The organism is Burkholderia sp. BCC0097 (assembly GCF_902832985.1).
GTDB classification, from domain to species: Bacteria; Pseudomonadota; Gammaproteobacteria; order Burkholderiales; family Burkholderiaceae; genus Burkholderia; species Burkholderia orbicola.
In genome coordinates, this window is record NZ_CADFDM010000016.1 from 35896 (window position 1) to 56900 (window position 21005).

The following is a 21005-nucleotide window of genomic DNA, read 5'->3' on the forward strand; positions in this document are numbered from 1 at the left end:
TTCGGATGCTGAGCGGTCGATTATCAGATGTTCTCGAAGATCGCCGCAATCCCCTGGCCGCCGCCGATGCACATCGTCACGAGCGCGTAACGCCCGCCGATGCGCTTCAGCTCGTACAGCGCCTTCACCGTGATCAGCGCGCCGGTCGCACCGATCGGGTGACCGAGCGAGATGCCCGAGCCGTTCGGGTTGACCTTCGCCGGATCGAGGCCGAGCTCCTGCGTGACCGCGCACGCCTGGGCCGCGAACGCCTCGTTGGCTTCGATCACGTCGAGATCGCTGATCTTCAGGCCGGCGCGTTCGAGCGCCTTCTGCGTGGCCGGCACCGGGCCGATACCCATGTACGCCGGATCGACGCCCGCGTGCGCATACGCGACGAGGCGGGCGAGCGGCTTCACGCCCTGCGCGCGTGCGGCGTCCGCGCTCATCATCAGCACGGCGGCGGCCGCGTCGTTGATGCCCGACGCGTTGCCGGCCGTCACGGTGCCGTTCTCCTTCGCGAACACCGGCTTGAGCTTCGTGAAATCGTCCGCGCTCGCGTCGTGGCGCACGTGCTCGTCGGTATCGAACGCGACCTCGCCCTTCTTCGTGCGGATCGAGATCGGCAGGATCTGGTCCTTGAAACGCCCTTCCGCGATCGCGCGCGCCGCGCGACGATGCGATTCGAGCGCCAGCGCATCCTGCGCGTCACGCGAGATGTCGTATTTCTTCGCGACGTTCTCGGCCGTCACGCCCATGTGGATCGTCTGGAACGGGTCGTGCAGCGCGCCGAGCATCATGTCGACGAGCTTCGCGTCGCCCATGCGCTGGCCGAAGCGCGCGGCCGGCACGGTGTACGGCGCGCGGCTCATGCTCTCCGAGCCGCCGCCGATCGCGACGTCGGCATCGCCGAGCATGATCGTCTGCGCGGCCGATACGATCGCCTGCAGGCCCGAGCCGCACAGGCGGTTCACGGTCAGCGCCGGCGTGTGCTGCGCGACGCCGCCGTTGATCGCCGCGACGCGCGCGAGATACATGTCCTTCGGCTCCGTGTTCACGACGTGGCCGAACACGACGTGGCCGACCGCATCGCCCGGCACGTTCGCGCGCGACAGCACTTCGGCGACCACCTTCGCGCCGAGGTCGGTCGGCGAGAAATCCTTCAGGCTGCCGCCGAAATCACCGATCGCGGTACGGACACCGCTCACCACCACGACTTCCTTCGCTGCATTGCTCATCGTCTCACTCCGGTTCGTTCGCGCCCATGGGCGCGGGGATGCGTTGCGTTACATGTTCGGATAATTCGGCCCGCCGCCGCCTTCGGGCGTGACCCACACGATGTTCTGCGTCGGGTCCTTGATGTCGCAGGTCTTGCAGTGCACGCAGTTCTGCGCGTTGATCACGAGGCGCTCGCCGCCGTCGTCGTTCTTCACGAACTCGTACACCGCCGCCGGGCAGAAACGCGCCTCCGGCCCCGCGTACGTGCGCAGGTTCACGTTCACCGGCACGCTCGCGTCTTTCAGCGTCAGGTGCGCCGGCTGGTTCTCCTCGTGGTTCGTGTTCGAGATGAACACCGACGACAGCCGGTCGAACGTCAGCTTGCCGTCCGGCTTCGGATACGCGATCGGCTCGCACTGCGACGCCGGCTTCAGCATCTCGTGGTCCGCATGCTGGTGATGCAGCGTCCACGGCACGTTGCCGCCCATCACTTTCTGCTCCAGCCCCACCATCAGCGTGCCCAGGTACAGGCCCTTGGCCATCCACTGCTTGAAGTTGCGCGCGCGGTACAGCTCCGTGTACAGCCACGATTGCTTGAACGCATCCGGGTACGCATTGAGCTCGTCCGACTGGCGGCCTGCCTGCACCGCGTCGAACGCGGCGTCGGCGGCCAGCATGCCGGTCTTGATCGCCGCGTGGCTGCCCTTGATCCGCGATGCGTTCAGGAAACCCGCGTCGTCGCCGATCAGCGCGCCGCCCGGGAACACCGTCTTCGGCAGCGACAGCAGGCCGCCGGCCGTGATCGCGCGCGCGCCGTACGACACGCGCTTGCCGCCTTCGAGGAACGCGCGGATCGACGGATGCGTCTTGTAGCGCTGGAATTCCTCGAACGGCGACAGGTACGGGTTCGTGTAGCCCAGGCCCACCACGAAGCCGACCACCACCTGGTTGTTGTCCATGTGATACAGGAACGAGCCGCCGTACGTGTCGGACTTCAGCGGCCAGCCGGCCGTGTGGATCACGAGGCCCGGCTTGTGCTTGGCCGGGTCGATTTCCCACAGTTCCTTGATGCCGATCCCGTATGCCTGCGGATCGGCGTTCGCGTCGAGCTTGAACTTCGAGATCAGCTGGCGGCCCAGATGGCCGCGGCAGCCTTCGGCGAACAGCGTGTACTTCGCGTGCAGCTCCATGCCGAGCTGGAAGTTCTCGGTCGGCTCGCCGTCCTTGCCCACGCCCATGTTGCCGGTGGCGACGCCTTTCACCGAACCGTCGTCGTTGTAGAGAATCTCGGCAGCGGGGAAGCCGGGGAAGATCTCCACGCCGAGCGCCTCGGCCTGCTGGCCGAGCCAGCGGGTCACGTTGCCCAGCGAGATCACGTAGTTGCCGTGATTCTTGAAGTTGTCCGGCAGCGCCCAGTTCGGCGTGGTCACCGCGCTCTTCTCGGACAGGAACAGGAAGCGGTCTTCGCTCACCTCGACGTCGAGCGGCGCGCCGCGTTCCTTCCAGTCGGGAAACAGCTCGGTGATCGCGCGCGGGTCCATCACCGCGCCCGACAGGATGTGCGCGCCGATCTCGGAACCCTTCTCGAGCACGCACACGCCGATCTCGGTGCCTTTCTCGGCGGCCAGCTGCTTGAGCCGGATCGCGGCAGACAGCCCGGCCGGGCCGCCGCCGACGATCACGACGTCGTATTCCATCGATTCGCGCGGGCCGTATTGCGCGAGCAAGTCCTGTGTGGTCAAAATCCTGTCTCCTGCTGCGTCCCGACCGTCAGTGGGTCAGAACTGGTCTTCCGTCAACGCGAGCACGCTCTCGTTGCCCTTCGCGCCGACGATCGACGCTTCGAGTGCGCTCGCCTGCACCAGCACGTGCTCCGCATAGCATTGCGCGATCGCGATCTTCGCGTCGAAGAACGCCGTATCGCTCGCGCGGTTCGCGTGCGCGGCCAACAGTGCACGCCCCATCTGCCAGCCGCACAGCACGACGCCCGCGAGCTTCAGGTACGGCACGCTGCCCGCGAACACCGCATTCGGGTCCTGCTTCGCGTTCGCCAGCACGTAGTCCACCACCGACGACAGCGAGCGAGCGCCCTTCTCCAGCTGCGCCTTCATCGATGCGGCCGCCGCGCCGTCCAGCTTGCCGAGCGCCGCGACGGTCTCGCCGATCTCGGCGATCAGCGCCTTCGCGACCGCGCCACCGTCGCGCAGCGTCTTGCGGCCGACGAGGTCGTTCGCCTGGATCGCGGTCGTGCCTTCGTAGATCGCGAGAATCCGCGCATCGCGGTAGTACTGCGCGGCGCCGGTTTCCTCGATGAAGCCCATCCCGCCGTGCACCTGCACGCCCAGGCTCGCCACGTCGTTCACCATCTCCGTGCTCCAGCCCTTCACGACCGGCACCAGATATTCGTAGATGGCCTGATGACGCGCGCGCGTCGCCTCGTCCGGATGGCGGTGGGCAATGTCGCTGTGCGCGGCGGCCACATAGGCCAGCGCCCGCGCGCCTTCGGTCAGCGCACGCATCGTGCCCAGCATCCGGCGCACGTCCGGATGATGGATGATCGTCACCGACTGCTTGGCCGAGCCGTCCACCGGGCGGCTCTGCACGCGTTCCTTCGCGAATTCGGCCGCCTTCTGGTACGCGCGATCGGCCACGCCGATCCCCTGCATCCCGACCCCGAAGCGCGCCGCGTTCATCATGATGAACATGTATTCGAGGCCGCGGTTCTCCTCGCCCACGAGATAGCCGATCGCGCCGCCGTGATCGCCATATTGCAGCACCGCCGTCGGGCTCGCCTTGATCCCGAGCTTGTGCTCGATCGACACGCAGTGCACGTCGTTGCGCGCGCCGAGCGAGCCGTCGTCGTTGACCATGAACTTCGGCACGATGAACAGCGAGATGCCCTTCACGCCTTCCGGCGCGTTCGGCGTGCGCGCCAGCACCAGGTGGACGATGTTGTCCGCCATGTCGTGCTCGCCCCACGTGATGAAGATCTTGGTGCCGAACACCTTGTAGGTGCCGTCGCCCTGCGGCTCCGCGCGCGAACGCACCAGCGCGAGGTCGGAGCCGGCCTGCGGCTCGGTCAGGTTCATCGTGCCGGTCCATTCGCCGGAGATCAGCTTCGGCACGTAGCGCTGCTTCTGCTCGTCGGTGCCGGCCGTCAGCAGCGCCTCGATCGCGCCGTCGGTGAGCAGCGGACACAGCGCGAACGACAGGTTCGACGCGTTCAGCATCTCGATGCACGGCGTCGCGATCAGCTTCGGCAGCCCCTGGCCATCGTATTCGGCCGGATGCTGCAGCCCCTGCCAGCCGCCTTCGACGAACTGGCGGAACGCTTCGCCGAAGCCCGGCGTCGCGGTCACGACGCCATCCTTCCAGCTGCTCGGGTTGCGGTCGCCCTCGACGTTCAGCGGCGCCAGCACCTCGCCGCAGAATTTCGCGGACTCGTCGAGCACGGCCTGCGCCGTGTCGTAACCCGCATCCTCGAAACCCGGCAACTGCGCAACGGCGTCGATGCCCGCGAGTTCCTTCAGCACGAACAGCATGTCCTTGACGGGGGCGTTATAGCTCATGGTCGATGTTCCAATCAGGCGGTGAATAGGGCGCCACGGGGTCCGGTACGGCAAAACCGGCCAGAACCGGCGACGTGATGGGCCATCCTAACGCCGGGATGCCGGATTTTCATTGTCATATCCGGCCCACATGGTGACAAAATCGGCCACGTCGCGCGCGGGCGGCGCCCCCCGCACGCGGCCGAGAAGCCCGTCGGGCGGGCATCAGCGCCCGATTCGTCCGCATCGGAAATCGCGATAAAGGGCGCCAAAAAAGCGATCAAGCGCGCGCCCGCGTGCCCGGCTCGAGCAGCAAGGGGCGCCGGTTATGGGAGTGTCCGCTGAAAACCCGGCAGTGAAAACCGCAAGGGAGCCGCTTATGGGATTCAGATCCGGGAAGCTGCGACTCACCACTCCGCGCCCGCGTCACGCCCGACGCCGGTACGTCCCTGGCGTACTCCCCGTCCAGTGCCGGAACGCGCGATGAAACGCGCTCGGATCGTCGAAGCCGATATCGGCGCCGATCGCCGCGATCGTGTCCGGCGTGTCGGTCAGCCGCTGGATCGCGATATCGCGCCGCAGCTCGTCCTTCAGCACCTGGAACGTCGTCCCCTCGGCGGCCAGGTGGCGGCTCAGCGTGCGCACCGAACAATGCAGGTGCTCGGCCGCCTGGTCGATCGCGGGCAGATCCGGCAGCGCGGCCGACAGGTACTGCCGCACGCGGTGGCACACGAGCTGTTCGCTGAACGATTCGAAGATCCAGTCGCCGGGCGCGCGCGCGAGAAACTTGCTCAGGTTGCGCTTGCTCTGCCGGATCGGCGCGTCGAGATAATCGGCGCTGAAGCGCATCAGCGTGCGCGCGCAGTCGAACTGCACGGCGCCGGTGAAGAAGTACAGGTGATCGACCGCATGGCGCGGCCGCGGGCACGCGAACTCGATCTGCAGCAGCGGGATCTTCTGCCCGATCAGCCAGGAGCACACGCCGTGCACGAGCTTGAGCATCAGCTCCTGGCCGAGCGCGCCGATCGGCCCAATGGCGTCGTTCGGACGCAGCAGCACCTGCGCGACGAGATCGTCGCGCTTCGATTCGACGAAGAAGTCGTCGAGCAGGATATGGAAGAATTGCCCGAAACGATGCAGCGCCGTTTCGAGGTTGCGCGCGTCGAGCAGGCTCAGGCACAGATACTTCAGCGTGCCGCCGCGCAGCGGCCGCGAGAAGATGCCGGGCATCTCGTCGTCGAGATCGATCGCGAGCGTGCGGTACAGCGTCGAGAACTGCTCCTCCGTCACTCGCGCGTGCGGCTCGCCGAGCAGCTCGATCGGAATGCCGGCGCCGCGCAGGTAGCGCTCGACCTCGTCGCGCTGCACGCCCGCGCTCGCGAGAAAGCCGTTGACGAGCGAGATCGGCACCGTCGCGCTCGGCGAAGGCAGCGCACGCCCGGGCCGGGCGGAAAGTGAATCTGAGCCGGTCATCGCGTCCCCGTCGATCGAACCGAGCGCATTGTACTTGAGCGGCCCGCGCGCCACCTTCGGGGCTTTCCGCGCAGCGGCGGCCGCGCGGCGCGTCGCTCTCATCAGTCGGTGCGGCTGAGTTCCCGGCGCAGGATCTTGCCGACCGTCGACTTCGGCAGCCGGTCGACGAAGCGCACGAGCTTCGGCACCTTGTACGCGGCCAGGCTCGCGCGGCAATGCGCGACGAGTTGCGCTTCCGTCACGTCGGCGTCCGGCGCAAGCACCACGAACAGCTTGACGGCCTCGCCCGTGCGCGGGTCAGGCACGCCGATGCATGCGCATTCCGCGACGCCCGGCAGCGCGGTCGCGACCGCTTCCACCTCGTTCGGGTACACGTTGAAGCCGGACACGATGATCATGTCCTTCTTGCGATCGACGATCCGCAGAAAGCCGGCCGCGTCGAACACGCCCACGTCGCCGGTGCGGAAATAGCCGTCGGCCGTGAACGCGGCCGCATTCGCGTCCGGTTTCTGCCAGTAGCCGCTCATCACCTGCGGCCCCTTCACGCAGATCTCGCCCGCTTCGCCGATCGCCACCTCGCGATCCTGCTCGTCGAGCAGCTTCACGTCGGTCGACGGCAACGGCAGGCCCGTGGTGCCCGTGAACCGGTCGATCGACTGCGGGTTGAACGACACGACCGGCGACGTTTCCGACAGCCCGTAGCCCTCGCGGATGAAGTTGCCGGTCACCGCCTTCCAGCGCGACGAGATCACGTCGATCACCGCCGCGCCGCCGCCGGCCGACAGCTTCAGCCGCGACCAGTCGACCTCCCTCAGGCGCGGATGGCCGGCGAGCCCCGCGTACAGCGTGTTCACGCCGACGAACACCGTCGGCCGCGCGGCCTTCAGCACGTCGATGAACCCGTCCATGTCGCGCGGGTTCGCGACGAGCCAGTTCCGCGCGCCGATCGCGAAGTAGGACAGGAAGTTCACCGTCAGCGCGAAGATGTGATACAGCGGGATCGCGGTGACGACGACTTCCTCGCCCGGCCGGCGAGCATCCGGCACGATCGCCGCGAACTGCGTGATGTTCGCGACGAGGTTGCGATGCGACAGCGCCGCGCCCTTCGACAAGCCGGTCGTGCCGCCCGTGTATTGCAGCAGCAGCAAGTCCGCGCCGCTCAGCGCCACCGGCTCGCACGCGAGCGATTCGCCGGCGGCGATGGCTTGCGCGAGCGCGTTCGAACCGGGCGGCAGCGCGTCGCAGGCGCCGGCCGGCGCATCGACGACGCCGAGATCCTCGCGCCCCACGCTCAGCACGGTGCGCACCCGCGTGTGGCCGACCACGTCCGCGAACGTGCCCATCGACCCGCCGCAGACGACCGCCACCTCGACCCCGGCATCGTTGAGCTGATGCTCGAGTTCCCGCGCGGTGTAGTGCGGATTCACGTTGACCTGGACCGCGCCGATCTTCGCGACCGCGACGAACACGACCGGGAACGCCAGCACGTTGGGCAGCATCACGGCCACGCGATCGCCCTTGCGCACCCCGACGACCCGCTGCAGATACGCGGCCAGCGCGGTCGACAGGCGCTCGACGTCGGCATAGGTGAGCGTGCGGCCGAACGCATGGAACGCCGGACGATCGGCGAAGCGGCGCATCGCGTCGTCCAGCAGCGCGCTGACGGAAGGATGGCGATCGGCGTCGATCTCGGCGGGGATCGAGCCATACGACCCGGTCCAGTGTCTCTTCGTCATGTCTCACTCCTCTTTGGACGGCACGCCAGCATGCGTACCGTTCGCACGGCGGCCTGCACGCCCGAAGGACGCGGGCCGCCGCCTGACCGGCGACTATCGCCCGCGCGACGCGCTTTGCAAATGATCCGGGCGGCCGAAAACATGATCGAAACGGACACGCGCGCACGCCGGCGTGTCCGGGCAACCCCGCCGGACGCCGCCACGCGCATATTCCCGGGCGCGAATTGCAAAGCAGCAAGCGGCATGGCGCGGCGTGCCACCGTTCTTCATAATCGACGACCGCTCCTCATTCGCCGAGACCATGCAGCCGCTCGCCCTGGCCCCCGCCGACACCTTCTCGTCCGTTCGATTCGTGCTGACCGACATGGACGAGACCCTGACCCATCGCGGTCGCCTGGCCGCGCAGACCTATGCGGCGCTCGAACGGCTGCAGACGCGCGGCATCCGCGTGATCCCGGTCACCGCCGCGCCGGCCGGCTGGTGCGACCAGATGGCACGGATGTGGCCGGTCGACGGCGTGATCGCGGAGAACGGCGGGCTCTTCATCCGGCGCGGCCCGGACCGACACGGCGCCGAACGCCGCTACTGGCACGCCGACGATGCGCTCGCCGGCGCGCGCGACGCGCTCCGGCGCATCGCGCGGCATGTCACGAAGGCCGTCCCCGCCGCCCGCCACGCGGACGACCAGGACTTCAGACTGACGTCGCTTGCGTACGCCCGCGGCGGCGGCGACCAGGACCAGCGGATTCTCGACGCGCTGCTCGAGGCCGGCGCGGACGCGACCATCAACAACCTGTGGGTGATCGGCTGGGTCGGCGGGTACGACAAGCTATCGATGTCCCTGCGCGTGCTGGCGGATACGTTCGGCGTCGAGGCCGGTGCGGCGGCCGGTTGCGTCGCCTATTCGGGCGACTCCACGAACGACGCGCCGATGTTCGGCTATTTCGCGCATACGGCCGGCATGAGCACCGTGGTCGAGTATCTGCCGCAGTTGCCCGCGCCGCCGCGCTGGATCACGCAAGGCCCGGGCGGCAGCGGCTTCGTCGAATTCACCGACGCGATTCTGCGCGCGCATCCCGGCGATCGGGGCTGACCGCCCGCGCGGATCAACACGTGGAACCGGCGCGCGAAACCGTTCGCGCGGCAGGCAGGCGTCTTCCAGCCCGGGTGATGCCGCGTAGCGCCGGCGTGTATCAGGGTGAACCCGCTGGCGGATGGGAGCGTTCCCGCGCAGAATTGCGTGCCGTCAACGATATCGATTCGGACGCAGGACCCGCCATGCCGCGCAGTGCGCTCTTGAAACCGACCGACGCCCGTCCCGCCCGGCTGCCGGACGCCGCTTCCGCCCACGCGTTGCGCGAGCAGCGCTTCACGCCGGCCAAGCTGGCCGTGCTGGTCGAGGTGGCCGCGCAAGCCGGCCTCGACCCGGCGACGGTGCTCGCCGGCACCGGCCTCACCCTGGCCAACGTCGCGGACCCGTTTGCGCTCACGTCGCCGCTGCAGTTCCTGACGGCCGCGCGCAATGCGGTCGGCCGGTACGACGACACCGACCTCGGCGTGCGCGTCGGCCGCCGGCTGCACGCGTCGAGCTACGGCATGTACGGCTACGCGATGCTGTGCTCGGAATCGCTCGCGCATGCGTTCGATTCGGCCGTCAAGTATCACCGGCTCGCGAACGGCATGCTGCCGATCCGCTGGGTTGAACAGGGCGATACCGCATCGTGGCTGTTCCCGGACCGGCACGAAGTCGCGCTGCCCGATCTCGACGAGCCGCTGTACCGTTTCCTGATCGACATGCAGTTCGCGTTGCACGTAACGATCATCAAGGACGTGATGGGCGGATGGTGCGTGCCGGCGCGCGCGCAGTTCGCGCAGCCGCGGCCGCCGCACGGCGCGCTGCTGGCCGACGCGCTCGAATGCCCGATCGCGTTCGACCAGCCGCATCACGTGCTCAGCTATCCGGCGGCGTGGCTCACGCGCGCGCCGCAGCTCGCGAACCCGATCACCGCCGCGCAGGTGTCGTCGCACTGTGCGCAGTTGCTCGACGAATTGCGCAGCCAGTCGGGCATCACGCGGCGCGTCTACGAGGAACTCACCCGCACGCCGGGACAATTCCCGGACATCGACGCGATCGCCGAGATCCTGTGCATGACCTCGCGCACGCTGCGCCGCAAGCTCGAAGCCGAAGGCACGTCGTACAGCGAACTGCTGACGAGCGTGCGCAAGGCGCTCGCGATCGACTACCTCAGCACGACCACGCTCAGCACCGAGGACATCGCGCTCACCCTCGGCTTCAGCGATGCAGTGGGATTTCGCCACGCGTTCAAGCGCTGGACCGGCACGACGCCGAGCGACGTGCGGCGCAAGCGCGGCGGATGACGCCGCCGCTCGCGGTCAGCGCGCGTCGGCCGCCGCCGGCGCCGCGACCGCCAGCGCAAACTCGAACACCGCGCCGCGCCCGGGCCGGTCGACGAGCCGGATGCCGCTGCCGTTGAGCGCGAGCATCCGGTGCACGACCAACAGGCCGAGCCCGCCGCTCGTCGCGGTGCCGCCGCTCATCGGCCGCTGCGGCCGCTGGAACAGCCCTTCGCGCCGCGCCGCCGGAATCCCTTCCCCGGTATCCGACACGGTCACGACCACGCGGTCGCCCCGCGGCTCCAGCGCGATCTCGACCTCGCCATGCGAAGGCGTGTGCCGCAGCGCGTTGTCGAGCAGGTTGGTCAGCACGCGCTCGATCATCCCGAGATCGGCCGACACCACCGGCACGCGCGGCGGAATCCGCGCATGCAGCGCGACGCCGCGCGATTGCGCGGCGAGTTCGAATTTCTGGAACACGTCCTGCACGAGATCGACGAGCGAGAACGGCTCGCGCTCGGCCTGCACGCCGCCCGATTCGAGCCGCGCGAGCTCGAACAGCGCCTGCGCGAGCCGTCCGACTTTCGCGCTCTGCGCGAGCGCGATCGACAGGTAGCGCCGCCGCTCCGGCTCGGCCAGCGTATCGGCCTTCAGCGACAGCGTCTCCAGATAACCGTGCAGCGATGTCAACGGCGTGCGCAGGTCGTGCGAGATGTTCGTGATCAGTTCGCGCCGCTGCTGGTCCTGGCGCGTCAGCGCGCGCCACTGATCGCCGATCCGGTCGGCCATCTGCGCGAACGCGGATTCGAGCACCGCGATATCGTCGCCGCGCGGGCCCGGCGGCAAGCGCAGCACCGGCGGCGGCGGCGTGTCGGGCGTACCCGGCGCGCCGGGTGCGCCGTTCGCGTCGAAGGCGCGCATCGCGGCCGTCAGCCGGCGCAGCGGGCGCGTGATGAAGCTGAACGCGACGAGGCCCGCGAGCAGGCCGAGCAGCGCGACGATCGCCATCGACCACAGCGTCGTGCGCAGCACGTTGCCGGCGTCGACGCGCGCGGCGAGCCGGTCATGCGCCTCGCCGAGCAGCACCACGTAGATGTAGCCCGACGGCGGCTGCCCCGCGCGCTGCAGCGGCGCGGCGCTGAACACCTTGCGCGCGTCGGGGCTGCGCGGATCGTCGCCGAGGATCGGCAGCGGCTCGCCCGCGATGAAGCGCTGCACGGGCGCGAGATCGACGCGGTCGCGCTTCACGTGGCCCGGCGGCGCATCGTCGCCCTTGATGCGCCCCGCGTTGTCGAGCAGGTACACCTCGACACTCGGGTTCACGCCCATCAACTGGCTGAACAGCGTGCGCACGGCGTCGGGGCGCAGCCCGTTCGCGTCCATCAGCGGCGCGCTGTTGGCGATGTTCGTGGCCAGGTCGCGCGACAGGGCCTGCACGACCTCCTTCTCGCGCATGTCGTTCGCACGGATCTGCAGCCATGCCGACGCGCCCGAGCACGCGATCAGCAGGATCGAGAACACGAGCGACAGCCGCCGGGTGAGCGTGAGTTTCATCACGCGTCCCGCTGGCCCGGCGCGGCGAGCTTGTAGCCGCGCCCCCACACGGTGAGGATGCGCACCGGCTCGGCCGGATCGGCCTCGATCTTCGCGCGCAGCCGGTTGATGTGGGTGTTGACCGTATGTTCGTAGCCTTCGTGCTGATAGCCCCACACGGCGTTCAGCAGGTCCATCCGCGAGAACACCTTGCCTGGGTGCCGCGCGAAGAAATACAGCAGGTCGAATTCGCGCGGCGTCAGGTCGAGGCGCGCGCCGTCGACGCTCGCCTCGCGTGCGATCGGGTCGATCGCCAGCCCCGCGACGTCGAGCGTGCCCGCGTCGATTCGCGAATCGCGCGCGAGCGCATCGACGCGGCGCAGCAGCGCCTTCACGCGCGCAACGAGTTCGAGCACCGAAAACGGTTTCGCGAGGTAGTCGTCGGCGCCGAGTTCGAGGCCGAGGATTCGATGCACCTCGCTCGACCGCGCGCTCGTGATGATGATCGGCGTATAGCGCGTCATCGCCCGCGCCCGCCGGCAGATTTCGAGGCCGTCGACGCCCGGCAGCATCAGGTCGAGGATCAGCGCGTCCCAGTTGCCCTGTTCGAGCAGGCGCAACCCTTCGGCGCCGTCCGCGCTGTGCACGACCTCGTAGCGCTCGTCGCGCAGGTGCAGGCTCAGCACGTCGGCGATGTCGGCATCGTCCTCGACGATCAGGATGCGTTTCGGTTGGTCCATGGCGGTGGGCGGCGGCACGTCGGAGCGAGGCTCGGTAATGGCGGTCGACGGGCGATCGGCCCGGGTCGAATCGCGGCGGAAGGCCGCGCTGCCGTCATTGTGCAAAATTTTGCGGCGGAGAGTGATCACATTTCGTTTAACTCTGGACCCCGACGCATTCCCACTCCGAATCAAACAGGCTTGATCGCAGTGCCTTGCGCGGTCATTTCGACGAAGTGATCCGCCGGCATCGGGCGCCCGAGCAGGAAGCCCTGCAGCGAGTTGCAACCGAGGCGGGTCAGGAACTGCTGCTGGGCCGCCGTTTCAACGCCCTCCGCGACGATCTTCAGGTCGAGTGCCCGGCCGAGCGCGACGATCGCCGAAATGATCGCGGCATCTTCGGTATCGTGTTCGAGATCCCGGATGAATCCCCGGTCGATCTTGAGCTCGCTGGCCGGCAAGCGTTTGAGATACAGCAAGCTTGAATAACCCGTTCCGAAGTCGTCGATGGAAATGCGCACGCCCATGTCGTGAAGCTGCTGCAGGATTCTCAAGCTGGCGTCCGCATCGCGCATCGCGGTCGATTCCGTGATCTCCAGCGTCAGGCAGTGCGGCTCCAGCGCGTGCCGCTGCAATGTGGCCTCCACGACCCGGATCAGGCTCGCGTGACCGAATTGCAGCGGTGACAGGTTGACGGCCATCGTCCAGTCGGTTCGACCTGCATCGCACCACACGCGCATCTGCCGACAGGCCTCGTCCAGCACCCACTCGCCGATCGGCACGATCAAGCCGGTCTTTTCCGCAATCGAGATGAACTGATCGGGTGAAATGAGACCGCGCGTCGGGTGCATCCATCGCAACAGCGCCTCGACGCCGATGATCGGTCCGTGCGGGACTTCGAACTTCGGCTGGTAATGCAGGACCAGCTCACGCCGCTCCAGCGCCAGACGGAGTTCCTGCACGATTTTCAGGTGCTCGCGAACATTCGCGTTCATCGATGCTTCGAAGAAACAGTACGCGTTCCGGCCGAGTGCCTTGGCGTGATACATCGCTGCATCGGCGTTGGTCATCAGGTCGCGGAAATCGCTGCCGTTGCCGGGATAGAGCGCAATACCGATACTGGCCGACACGCGCAATTCGTGTTCGGACACGCGGAACGGTCTCCGGATCACCTCCAATATCTTGTCCGCCACGCCGGCCGCGTCGGCGGGCTCGTCCACCGCCACGGCCAGCACGAATTCGTCGCCCCCCAGGCGGGCAATCGTGTCCTGCGAACGCAGGTTCGCGCCGATGCGCCGTGCCACGTCGACCAGCAACAGATCGCCGACGTGATGACCATAGGCGTCGTTGACCGCCTTGAATCCATCGAGGTCCATGAACATCAGTGCGAAGCTCCCGTGCTCGCGGTCGGCGCCCTGGATCGCCTGATCGATCCGGTCCTCGAGCAGCACGCGATTGGGCAGCTTGGTGAGGTTGTCGTGCAGCGCCAGATACGTCAATTCCTGGTTGGCTTCGGCCAGTGACGTGGCCAGTACCGCCGTGCGGGACTCCAGACGCAGATCGAGGATCGAGACGATCAACGCGATCGCGAGTATGGCCAACGTGGCCACGATGATGACGAGTGCCAGCCAGCCCGCATCCATGCGGGAGCCGGCTGCCCCGCAGTTGCTGCCCAGCGGGAAGCGGGCGGCGGCCATCCCGGTATAGTGCATGCCGGCGATGGCGGCGCCCATCAGGACTGCCGATCCCAGATTGAGCAGGCGCACGCGCGACGAGTTGGCACGCCGGATGAATACGATCCACAGCACGGCGCCCGATGCGACCACGGCAATCGCGACCGACAGGCAAACGAGCAACGGGTCGTACTGGATGCCGGGCGACATGCGCATCGAGGCCATGCCCGTGTAATGCATGCCCGCCACGCCGGCCCCCATCAACATGGCCCCGCCGCACAGCCGGCGCCACTTCAGCGTGTCGCGACAGACGAGCCACAGTGCGCCCGTGGAGCAGACGATCGCGATCAGCAACGACAGCAAGGTAATGGCCGGATCGTATCCCAGTGGAATCGGCAACGCGAAAGCGAGCATGCCGACGAAATGCATCGACCAGATGCCCGTGCCCATCACGCAAGCCCCGCCGACCAGCCACCACTGTGCGGCGCGCCCCTGAGCGCTCTTGATGCGTCCCGCCATGTCCAGCACGGTGTAGGACGCCAATATGGCAATCAGCAGCGAAAGAAGAACGAGCAACGCGTTATAACTGGTCGGCAGCATTGTTTTTTACAGATCGCTTTCGATTCAGCGACGACGAGACCACGCGTTGCATGGGGTCTTCGTGAATTCGTGTGAAGGTTGGGCACAAAAGGAAAGCGGTGCCGAAGGAACGGAATGGTTGTGCGACCAACCAGACGGTTCCAGCGACCACCGCTTGCATGGCGGATCATAAACGCGACCTCCCGTTCAGGGAAGGATCTAGCGCTGCGAAGCGCTGGAAGGGGCGTGGGCGGGAATCAGAACGTGTGGCGAATGCCCACCGCAAACGTGTTGCCGGTGGGGTGAGCGCTCAGCTTGTCGTAAGCGTAAACCGCGTAGAGGTCCGTCCGTTTCGACAGCAGGTGGTTGTAGCCGACGGACGCGGTGTTCCGCAGGCTGCCGGCCGCCGGGGTAGCGCCGGACCGCTTCGTGCGCGCCCACTCTGCGAGCAGGAAGTCGGCCGGTGACAACGGGATCGACAAGCCGGCTTCGTAGGTGCGGCTGCCGGTCGGCGTACTTGCGTCGCTCGTCATCGCCCACGCGCCGTAGAGCGTGACGAGCTTGAAGTCGTATGCCGCGCCGGCCAGATAGGCGTACTGCGCGCCGACCGGCCCTGCCGCGGTATACCGCACGCGCTGGCCGGACAGCACGGCCGTGAGGCCATGCGCTTGATAGTTCAGGTGAACGCCGAGATTGCCGACGCCCGGCGAACCCGCCACGCCGCCAAGACCATAGATCACGGTGGCGGCGAATCCCTTGAAGTCGGGCGTCGTGTACTTGACGGTGTTGTTCCACACCGTGTCGCCGATGATCGTCCCGCCATAGTTGGTCACGAACGTCTGCAGGACGAGCGGAGAGAAGACGGTCGAGGATCCGAACGGATTGACGAGGGATTCAGCCGTATAGGCCGGGTTTCTTTGTCGCCCGAAGGTCACCTGCCCGAAGTCGCCTTGAAAGCCCACGTACGCATTGCGTGACCAGAACGGGTCCGCCGTACTGCGGCCGAGCGCGCCGTTCGCGGGTTGAAAGAAGCTTTCGAGAACGAAAATGGCGCCGACGCCGCCGCCAAGGTCTTCCTTGCCGCGGATTCCCCAGAACGATGTGGTCAACCCGCCGCTCCCCATCTGTACCGCGGCCTGCGGCGTGTCGCTGCGTTTGATGCTCCCGGCGTAGGTGCCGAGCAGGCCATAAAGCTGGACCCGGGAGCCGCTATCCGCGTGCGCTCCGACGAAAGTCAATGCCACGCCGGCGCTGAATATCGCCGTCATGCCGAGCGTACCGACAACGCGCCGGGCGGCAACGCGCACCCCGGCCTGTCGTGTCTTTTTCATTTCGGTTGTCTCCATTCATATTGTTGTGAGCGTCCTTTTCCGTGGCAATCCACTCAGCAGTACTGATGGATTACGCTGTAACGGCGGCGCTTGTTGCGAGCATGTCGCTGAAGCCACTGCGTGACGAGCAAGGAAACGCCTTCCCTCGAGGCTTCTCAGGGGAAGGCGCCGTCAGGCATGCGAGTGGCTACGGGGAAATCTCTTCGAGCGAACGATTGGTCGTCTCCACCATTCGCGCGGCGACGAAGAAGCCCACCGCACTGACCGCGGCAAACATGACGAATACCGCGGCGATGCCTCTCCCGGTCAAGACGACGCCGACGATCGCCGGCGCGGCAGCAGACGCCGCGCGCAGCCACGAAGTCGCGAGACCGGTGCCGATGGCGCGCATCCGGGTGGGGTAGATCTCAGGGGTGTACAGGTACAGAAGGACCGTGGTCGTTGCCATCACCGCGTACGCCGACGATCCGAGCAACATCACGGACCACGCGCTGCCGGCGCCATGAATGCCGAGTATGGCAAGCAGGGCGGCGCTGATGATGAAGCAGGCCATCGCCCATCGGCGGCGCCCGACCCGATCGATCAGCAGCGCACAGGCGAGCACCCCGCAGGTACTCAGGACGTTCGAGATCGACGCCATCTGAAGCGACGTTTGCAGCGGCAGATGGTAGACCGTCTTGTAGAGGCTCGGCAGCCAGTTGTTGATGCCATTGGCCACGAAATAAGCGCTCGCCCAAAGCAGCCACGCGACGACGGTGCGGCCTCGGTAGAACGGCGAGAAGAGCTCCCTCCACGTGCCCTTGCGCTTCGACTGTCGTCCGGTCAGAAGGCCCGCCACGCGCGCGTCCACCTCGGCCCTTTGGGTCTGCGTGTCGAGGTTGCGCTTCGTGGTGCTGGCTTCGAGCCGCTCGATGATGCGTTCGGCCTTATCGAAACGCCCCCGTGCAACGAGCCAGCGCGGCGACTCCGGAAGACGTGCGATCAGGATCGCGACGACCATGCCCGGAATCCCGCCGATCAGGAACATGGTTTCCCAGCCGAAGCGCGGGACGACGAACGCACCGAGCTGCGCGGCCGCGAGCAGGCCCAACGGGAAAATGAGTTCGTACAGGATGAAGAAACGCCCGCGGCCGTGCGCCTGAGACAGCTCGTTGATGTACGTGGCGGCCACGGGCACTTCTCCGCCCACGCCGATGCCTTGCAGGAAGCGCATCAGAAACAGCATGTGAAAGCTGCCGGTGAACGCGCATACGACGCTCATCGCCGACATGACGCCCACCGCGACGGTGGCGCTCGGCACCCGCCCCAGGCGCTCGGCCAGCCAGCCGAACACCAACGCGCCGACGACCTGGCCCAGATAGCCGGCAGCGATCAGCACGCCGATTTGACCCGGAGACAGATGCCACAGCCCCACCAGGACGGGCAGCACGAAAGCCAGCGAAAGTGCGTCGAATGCATCGAAGAGGGTCGCGCTGCCCATGACGATCCGTGCCTGGGTGTGCCACTTGCAGAACGGCACGTTCTCGATGCGGAACAGCAGGTTCGCCGCCCGCAGTTGCTCGCTCGTGGGACGCGTTTCGCTCACGGATCGACCAAGGTCGACGCCGCAGGCGGTCGAAGGGGTGTTCATGCTGTCTCCTGAAAAGCTGCATTTTATGAACCTTCGGCTTGCTTCTTGTTTTGCAGCACCGGTCGCGTTTCTTTATGGTTTGCCGCGACATCGGCGTGTTTTTTATCGTTTGCCGAGCCTGTCGGCGGCGGCGCGCGCAACGCGGTTTCGCGCGCCGCCCCGACTGCTCGATGCCGACGGCAAGGGAGCGGCGTTTCGCCGTCGGCATCCGGCTATGGACGTACCGCGCCGGAGTCAATCGACGAGGCCGGCCGAACGAAGCGCGTTCGCGATTTCAACGTCCGCGCCTTGCGCGAGCGGCAGCAACGGCGAGCGCACCGTGGCGTGCTCGAGGATGCCGCGAGCCACCAGGCCATGCTTGAGCGCGACGGTGCCTTCCATGTGCGACCCGCGGTGATACACGTTGCGCGTCACCGGCAGCAGGCGATCGTGAATCGCGCGGGCGGCCGGGTAGTCTTTCGCCTTGCCTGCCTTGATCAGTTCGATGAGCGGCTCGGGAGCCAGGCCGCCGTAGCCGACGAGCGCGCCGTCGACGTCGAACATCGTGTGAAGCAGATACTCGTCGTGGCACGTCAGGATTTGCAGTTCCGGACGCTCGCGTCGGATGATCGGAATCTCGACGTCCCAGCGACGCATGTTGCGTACGCCGTTTTTCATCGCGAATACGCCCGGTTGCGCGGCGATTTCCAGCTGTGTTTCGAGGTTGTAGGTCGCCTTGGTGGCGTCCGGGTACTGGAACAGGATGAGCGGCAGGCCGCTGCCCTCGTGGATCGCGCGGTAGCGATCCTGCGGCGCGCCTTTCTGATAGCCGAAGCGCAGCCAGCCATGCGACGGATACACCAGACCGGCCGACGCGCCGGCCTCCACCGCGCGCTTCGCCTCTTCCACCGCCACTTCCGTGCCTTCGAGCGTGATACCGGCGATGACCGGAATCTTGCCGTCGACGGACTTCACGAAGCTTTCGATGACTTGAGCCTGTTCTTTCTGCGAGAGGAACGTGCCTTCGCCTGCGTGTCCGAGCACCGTCAGACCTTTGACGCCTTCGATGCCGCCGAGCCATGCGCCCAGCCGTTGAATGGCGGCATGGTCCACCGCGCCCTCGCGGGTGAAAGGGGTAACGGGTGCCGGGACCAAACCGCGCAGATCGATTGCCTTCATGACGTCTCCAAATGTGAGCTTTTCCGCTCCTCCTTGCCGGAGGAGAGCCCGCTGCCCGCTTCGCATCGAACCGTAACAACGGTGCATGCGTTGCAGTGTAGGGACGCCCGACCCATACGAGAACAGCCAGATCACACATTTCAGCTATACTGATTTGACATATCTCGGGGGGGGGGAGACTTCGCGATGGACTATGCGGCCTGGAAGCTATTCATCGACGCGGCGGAACTCGGCAGCCTGAGCAAGACGGCCATTGCTTACGGAACCAGTCAGCCTCACATCAGCCGGCAGATCGTCGAGCTCGAGCAGTATTGCGGCGGCCGTCTGTTTCAACGGACAGGCCGCGGCGTGGTATTGACCGAGCTGGGCGCGCGTATCGCGCCGCGCGTGAGGACCTGGCTGGCCAGCACGGAGCAGTTGTCCAACGACATCCGCAGCACGGCGGGCGAACCGATCGGCGTGGTCAGGCTCGGAATCCTGCCCTCCACCGCTCATCCGCTTGTCAGCACCCTTTACCACCAGCTTCGCGAGCGTTACCCGCTGGTGCAGTTACAAGTGCGCGAGGGTCAAGGGGCGTTGCTGGAAACCTGGCTCGAGAACGGCAGCGTCGATCTCGCCATCCTGTTTCGGAACAGTCCGACGCCGAGAAACGGCGACGAATATCTGGTCGAGGCCGCGACTTACCTGGTGGGGGCGGAAGGTGATCCTCTGACCAGTCAGCCGACGATCGCGTTTTCCAGGCTCGATGGCATTCCGCTGGTCTCTTTCTGCCGCCCCAATAGCTGGCGCGAGCGGCTCGAACAAATCGCGGACGAACATCAGGTGTCGCTCAATTTTGCGGCGGAAGCGGACTCGCTGAGCCTGCAGGGGCACATCGTCGCCGACGGCGGCATCCATGCGTTGCTAGGCCCTTACGCGATCGCCAATCTGGAACGGGAATGCCGGTTGCAGGCGTCGATGGTGGTCGAGCCGTCCGTGCCGCGCTTCATTGCGCTCGCCATGTCGCCTCACGGCGAATTGACGCTGGCGTGCCGCACGGTCATGCAGCTCACGAAGGAAATCGCACGATCGCGCAATCTCTCGTCGGATCTTCGGTTGGGCGTGTCCGCCGCGTTCCTGCGTTCCATCTGAAGGGCCGGGGTACGGTGTGTTCGCAGTCCTGATCGAGCGGGATATCGATGTCCGCCACCGCGTCCTGTTGTCGGGCGAGCGGCGCGGCGGGATGGCGCAACCTCTCCATCCGCCGCGCGCATCTCGCGTCGACCCCTAGTACGACTTGCCGCCCACCGTCGCTGCTTCCAGTTCGCGCGTGATGATCTGCGTGCCGCCGACGTTGGCGACCGACTTGACCAGGCCGACGCCCGGCGCGAGCCAGTCGTCAGCGCTCGTCTTGGTCGTCACCGCCTGGTTGGCGGTAGTCTCCGTGGTCTGATAGTGGCAGGCGTTCGCGAAGACCTTGCCATTCCGAAGGCTGACCGTTTCGCGCGCGACGTAGGTCCGCTGGATCGAGACAGCCGTTTGCGCGCCGCCTGACGGAACGACGGGCGTATCCACGTAGTTCACCGTCTCGCTTCCCGCGAGCCCGATCGTCTCGACATAGGGCGGCGAGTTCACGTCCCGCAACGCGAGCGTGCCGCCGCTGTAGACCTCGCCGCCGTAGTACGTGCGCACGCCGTTGCCGACGAGGTAGTAGTGATTGGTCTGGATCGGCGAGCCGGTCGTGGTTTCGGCCTGCTGCGTGAGCGCCACGCCGTCGAACGTCGCCGGCGCGTAAGTCCGCGTGTACACGCCGTTGTCGACCGACGGGCTCTGCGACGTCGCTTGCGTGTACATGTGCAACTGCACGGTATCGCCCTGCTGGTAAACCGGATCGCACTCGACGTTCGACGCGGTCGGCGAGCCCGGATTGCCGCCGGATGTGCCCGTGGTCGGCGTTCCGCCGCTTCCGCCGCTGCCGCCGTTGTTGCTCGTGCCCGATCCGCCTGATGCAGCGGGCGAGGAATTATCGTCGCCGCCGCAAGCGGTCAGCGCGAGGCAGGTCAATGCGATCAGTGCAACGGCTTTCATCGGGAT

At 66.8% G+C, this 21005-nt stretch carries 15 protein-coding genes; 3 read left to right on the forward strand and 12 right to left on the reverse strand.

Going from position 1 to position 21005, the window contains the following annotated elements; all coding sequences use genetic code 11:
* Positions 1 to 23: 23 nt before the first annotated feature.
* The 5 genes from bktB to HWX07_RS35160 form a co-directional block, all read right to left on the reverse strand.
* Entirely contained in the window at positions 24 to 1217 is a 1194-nt protein-coding gene (bktB, locus tag HWX07_RS35140) for a beta-ketothiolase BktB (protein WP_124484365.1), read from the reverse strand.
* Between the two features lie 48 nt (positions 1218 to 1265).
* Entirely contained in the window at positions 1266 to 2939 is a 1674-nt protein-coding gene (locus tag HWX07_RS35145) for an electron transfer flavoprotein-ubiquinone oxidoreductase (RefSeq protein ID WP_175879331.1), read from the reverse strand.
* Between the two features lie 36 nt (positions 2940 to 2975).
* Complete coding sequence (locus tag HWX07_RS35150; RefSeq protein ID WP_175879332.1) at positions 2976 to 4766, reverse strand: acyl-CoA dehydrogenase; 1791 nt, start codon at positions 4764 to 4766, stop codon at positions 2976 to 2978.
* Between the two features lie 405 nt (positions 4767 to 5171).
* Positions 5172 to 6320, reverse strand: a complete 1149-nt coding sequence (locus tag HWX07_RS35155; RefSeq protein WP_175879333.1) for an AraC family transcriptional regulator — start codon at positions 6318 to 6320, stop codon at positions 5172 to 5174.
* Positions 6320 to 7954: an AMP-binding protein gene (locus tag HWX07_RS35160; RefSeq protein ID WP_175879334.1), complete on the reverse strand. Its 1635-nt coding sequence runs from the start codon at positions 7952 to 7954 to the stop codon at positions 6320 to 6322. Before HWX07_RS35160 ends, HWX07_RS35155 begins: the two co-directional genes overlap by 1 nt.
* 301 nt (positions 7955 to 8255) lie before the next feature.
* Here HWX07_RS35160 and HWX07_RS35165 point away from each other — a divergent pair, with 301 nt between their 5' ends.
* Together HWX07_RS35165 and HWX07_RS35170 are read left to right on the forward strand one after the other, a co-directional pair.
* On the forward strand, positions 8256 to 9047 hold the full coding sequence (locus HWX07_RS35165) for an HAD-IIB family hydrolase (RefSeq protein WP_175879335.1): 792 nt from the start codon (positions 8256 to 8258) through the stop codon (positions 9045 to 9047).
* A gap of 185 nt (positions 9048 to 9232) precedes the next feature.
* On the forward strand, positions 9233 to 10333 hold the full coding sequence (locus HWX07_RS35170; RefSeq protein WP_175879336.1) for an AraC family transcriptional regulator: 1101 nt from the start codon (positions 9233 to 9235) through the stop codon (positions 10331 to 10333).
* A gap of 15 nt (positions 10334 to 10348) precedes the next feature.
* Here the strand turns inward: HWX07_RS35170 and HWX07_RS35175 are convergent, their stop codons facing one another.
* The 6 genes from HWX07_RS35175 to HWX07_RS35200 all read right to left on the reverse strand — a co-directional run bounded on the left by HWX07_RS35175 (position 10349) and on the right by HWX07_RS35200 (position 18932).
* On the reverse strand, positions 10349 to 11863 hold the full coding sequence (locus HWX07_RS35175; RefSeq protein ID WP_175879337.1) for a HAMP domain-containing sensor histidine kinase: 1515 nt from the start codon (positions 11861 to 11863) through the stop codon (positions 10349 to 10351).
* Complete coding sequence (locus tag HWX07_RS35180; protein ID WP_011545754.1) at positions 11863 to 12582, reverse strand: response regulator transcription factor; 720 nt, start codon at positions 12580 to 12582, stop codon at positions 11863 to 11865. Before HWX07_RS35180 ends, HWX07_RS35175 begins: the two co-directional genes overlap by 1 nt.
* Positions 12583 to 12752: 170 nt before the next feature.
* Positions 12753 to 14834: a bifunctional diguanylate cyclase/phosphodiesterase gene (locus tag HWX07_RS35185; protein ID WP_175879338.1), complete on the reverse strand. Its 2082-nt coding sequence runs from the start codon at positions 14832 to 14834 to the stop codon at positions 12753 to 12755.
* Between the two features lie 236 nt (positions 14835 to 15070).
* Positions 15071 to 16144 (reverse strand): porin, encoded by a 1074-nt coding sequence (locus tag HWX07_RS35190; RefSeq protein WP_175879339.1) that lies wholly within the window; start codon positions 16142 to 16144, stop codon positions 15071 to 15073.
* Between the two features lie 187 nt (positions 16145 to 16331).
* Entirely contained in the window at positions 16332 to 17774 is a 1443-nt protein-coding gene (locus tag HWX07_RS35195; RefSeq protein WP_175879340.1) for an MFS transporter, read from the reverse strand.
* A gap of 234 nt (positions 17775 to 18008) precedes the next feature.
* Entirely contained in the window at positions 18009 to 18932 is a 924-nt protein-coding gene (locus tag HWX07_RS35200) for a dihydrodipicolinate synthase family protein (protein ID WP_175879367.1), read from the reverse strand.
* Positions 18933 to 19118: 186 nt separating this feature from the next.
* Here HWX07_RS35200 and HWX07_RS35205 point away from each other — a divergent pair, with 186 nt between their 5' ends.
* Positions 19119 to 20063: a LysR family transcriptional regulator gene (locus tag HWX07_RS35205; protein ID WP_012337218.1), complete on the forward strand. Its 945-nt coding sequence runs from the start codon at positions 19119 to 19121 to the stop codon at positions 20061 to 20063.
* 135 nt (positions 20064 to 20198) lie between these two features.
* Here HWX07_RS35205 and HWX07_RS35210 read toward each other — a convergent pair whose 3' ends face one another.
* Positions 20199 to 20999: a hypothetical protein gene (locus HWX07_RS35210; RefSeq protein ID WP_175879341.1), complete on the reverse strand. Its 801-nt coding sequence runs from the start codon at positions 20997 to 20999 to the stop codon at positions 20199 to 20201.
* Between the last annotated feature and the right edge of the window lie 6 nt (positions 21000 to 21005).

Coding starts and splice junctions, on each gene's coding strand:
- HWX07_RS35185 (WP_175879338.1), bottom strand. CDS start 14,834: ATGCTGCCGACCAGTTATAACGCGTTGCTCGTTCTTCTTTCGCTGCTG.
- HWX07_RS35200 (WP_175879367.1), bottom strand. CDS start 18,932: ATGAAGGCAATCGATCTGCGCGGTTTGGTCCCGGCACCCGTTACCCCT.
- HWX07_RS35210 (WP_175879341.1), bottom strand. CDS start 20,999: ATGAAAGCCGTTGCACTGATCGCATTGACCTGCCTCGCGCTGACCGCT.
- HWX07_RS35205 (WP_012337218.1), top strand. CDS start 19,119: ATGGACTATGCGGCCTGGAAGCTATTCATCGACGCGGCGGAACTCGGC.
- HWX07_RS35150 (WP_175879332.1), bottom strand. CDS start 4,766: ATGAGCTATAACGCCCCCGTCAAGGACATGCTGTTCGTGCTGAAGGAA.
- HWX07_RS35165 (WP_175879335.1), top strand. CDS start 8,256: ATGCAGCCGCTCGCCCTGGCCCCCGCCGACACCTTCTCGTCCGTTCGA.
- HWX07_RS35180 (WP_011545754.1), bottom strand. CDS start 12,582: ATGGACCAACCGAAACGCATCCTGATCGTCGAGGACGATGCCGACATC.
- HWX07_RS35195 (WP_175879340.1), bottom strand. CDS start 17,774: ATGAACACCCCTTCGACCGCCTGCGGCGTCGACCTTGGTCGATCCGTG.
- HWX07_RS35190 (WP_175879339.1), bottom strand. CDS start 16,144: ATGAAAAAGACACGACAGGCCGGGGTGCGCGTTGCCGCCCGGCGCGTT.
- HWX07_RS35155 (WP_175879333.1), bottom strand. CDS start 6,320: ATGAGAGCGACGCGCCGCGCGGCCGCCGCTGCGCGGAAAGCCCCGAAG.
- HWX07_RS35160 (WP_175879334.1), bottom strand. CDS start 7,954: ATGACGAAGAGACACTGGACCGGGTCGTATGGCTCGATCCCCGCCGAG.
- HWX07_RS35175 (WP_175879337.1), bottom strand. CDS start 11,863: ATGAAACTCACGCTCACCCGGCGGCTGTCGCTCGTGTTCTCGATCCTG.
- bktB (WP_124484365.1), bottom strand. CDS start 1,217: ATGAGCAATGCAGCGAAGGAAGTCGTGGTGGTGAGCGGTGTCCGTACC.
- HWX07_RS35170 (WP_175879336.1), top strand. CDS start 9,233: ATGCCGCGCAGTGCGCTCTTGAAACCGACCGACGCCCGTCCCGCCCGG.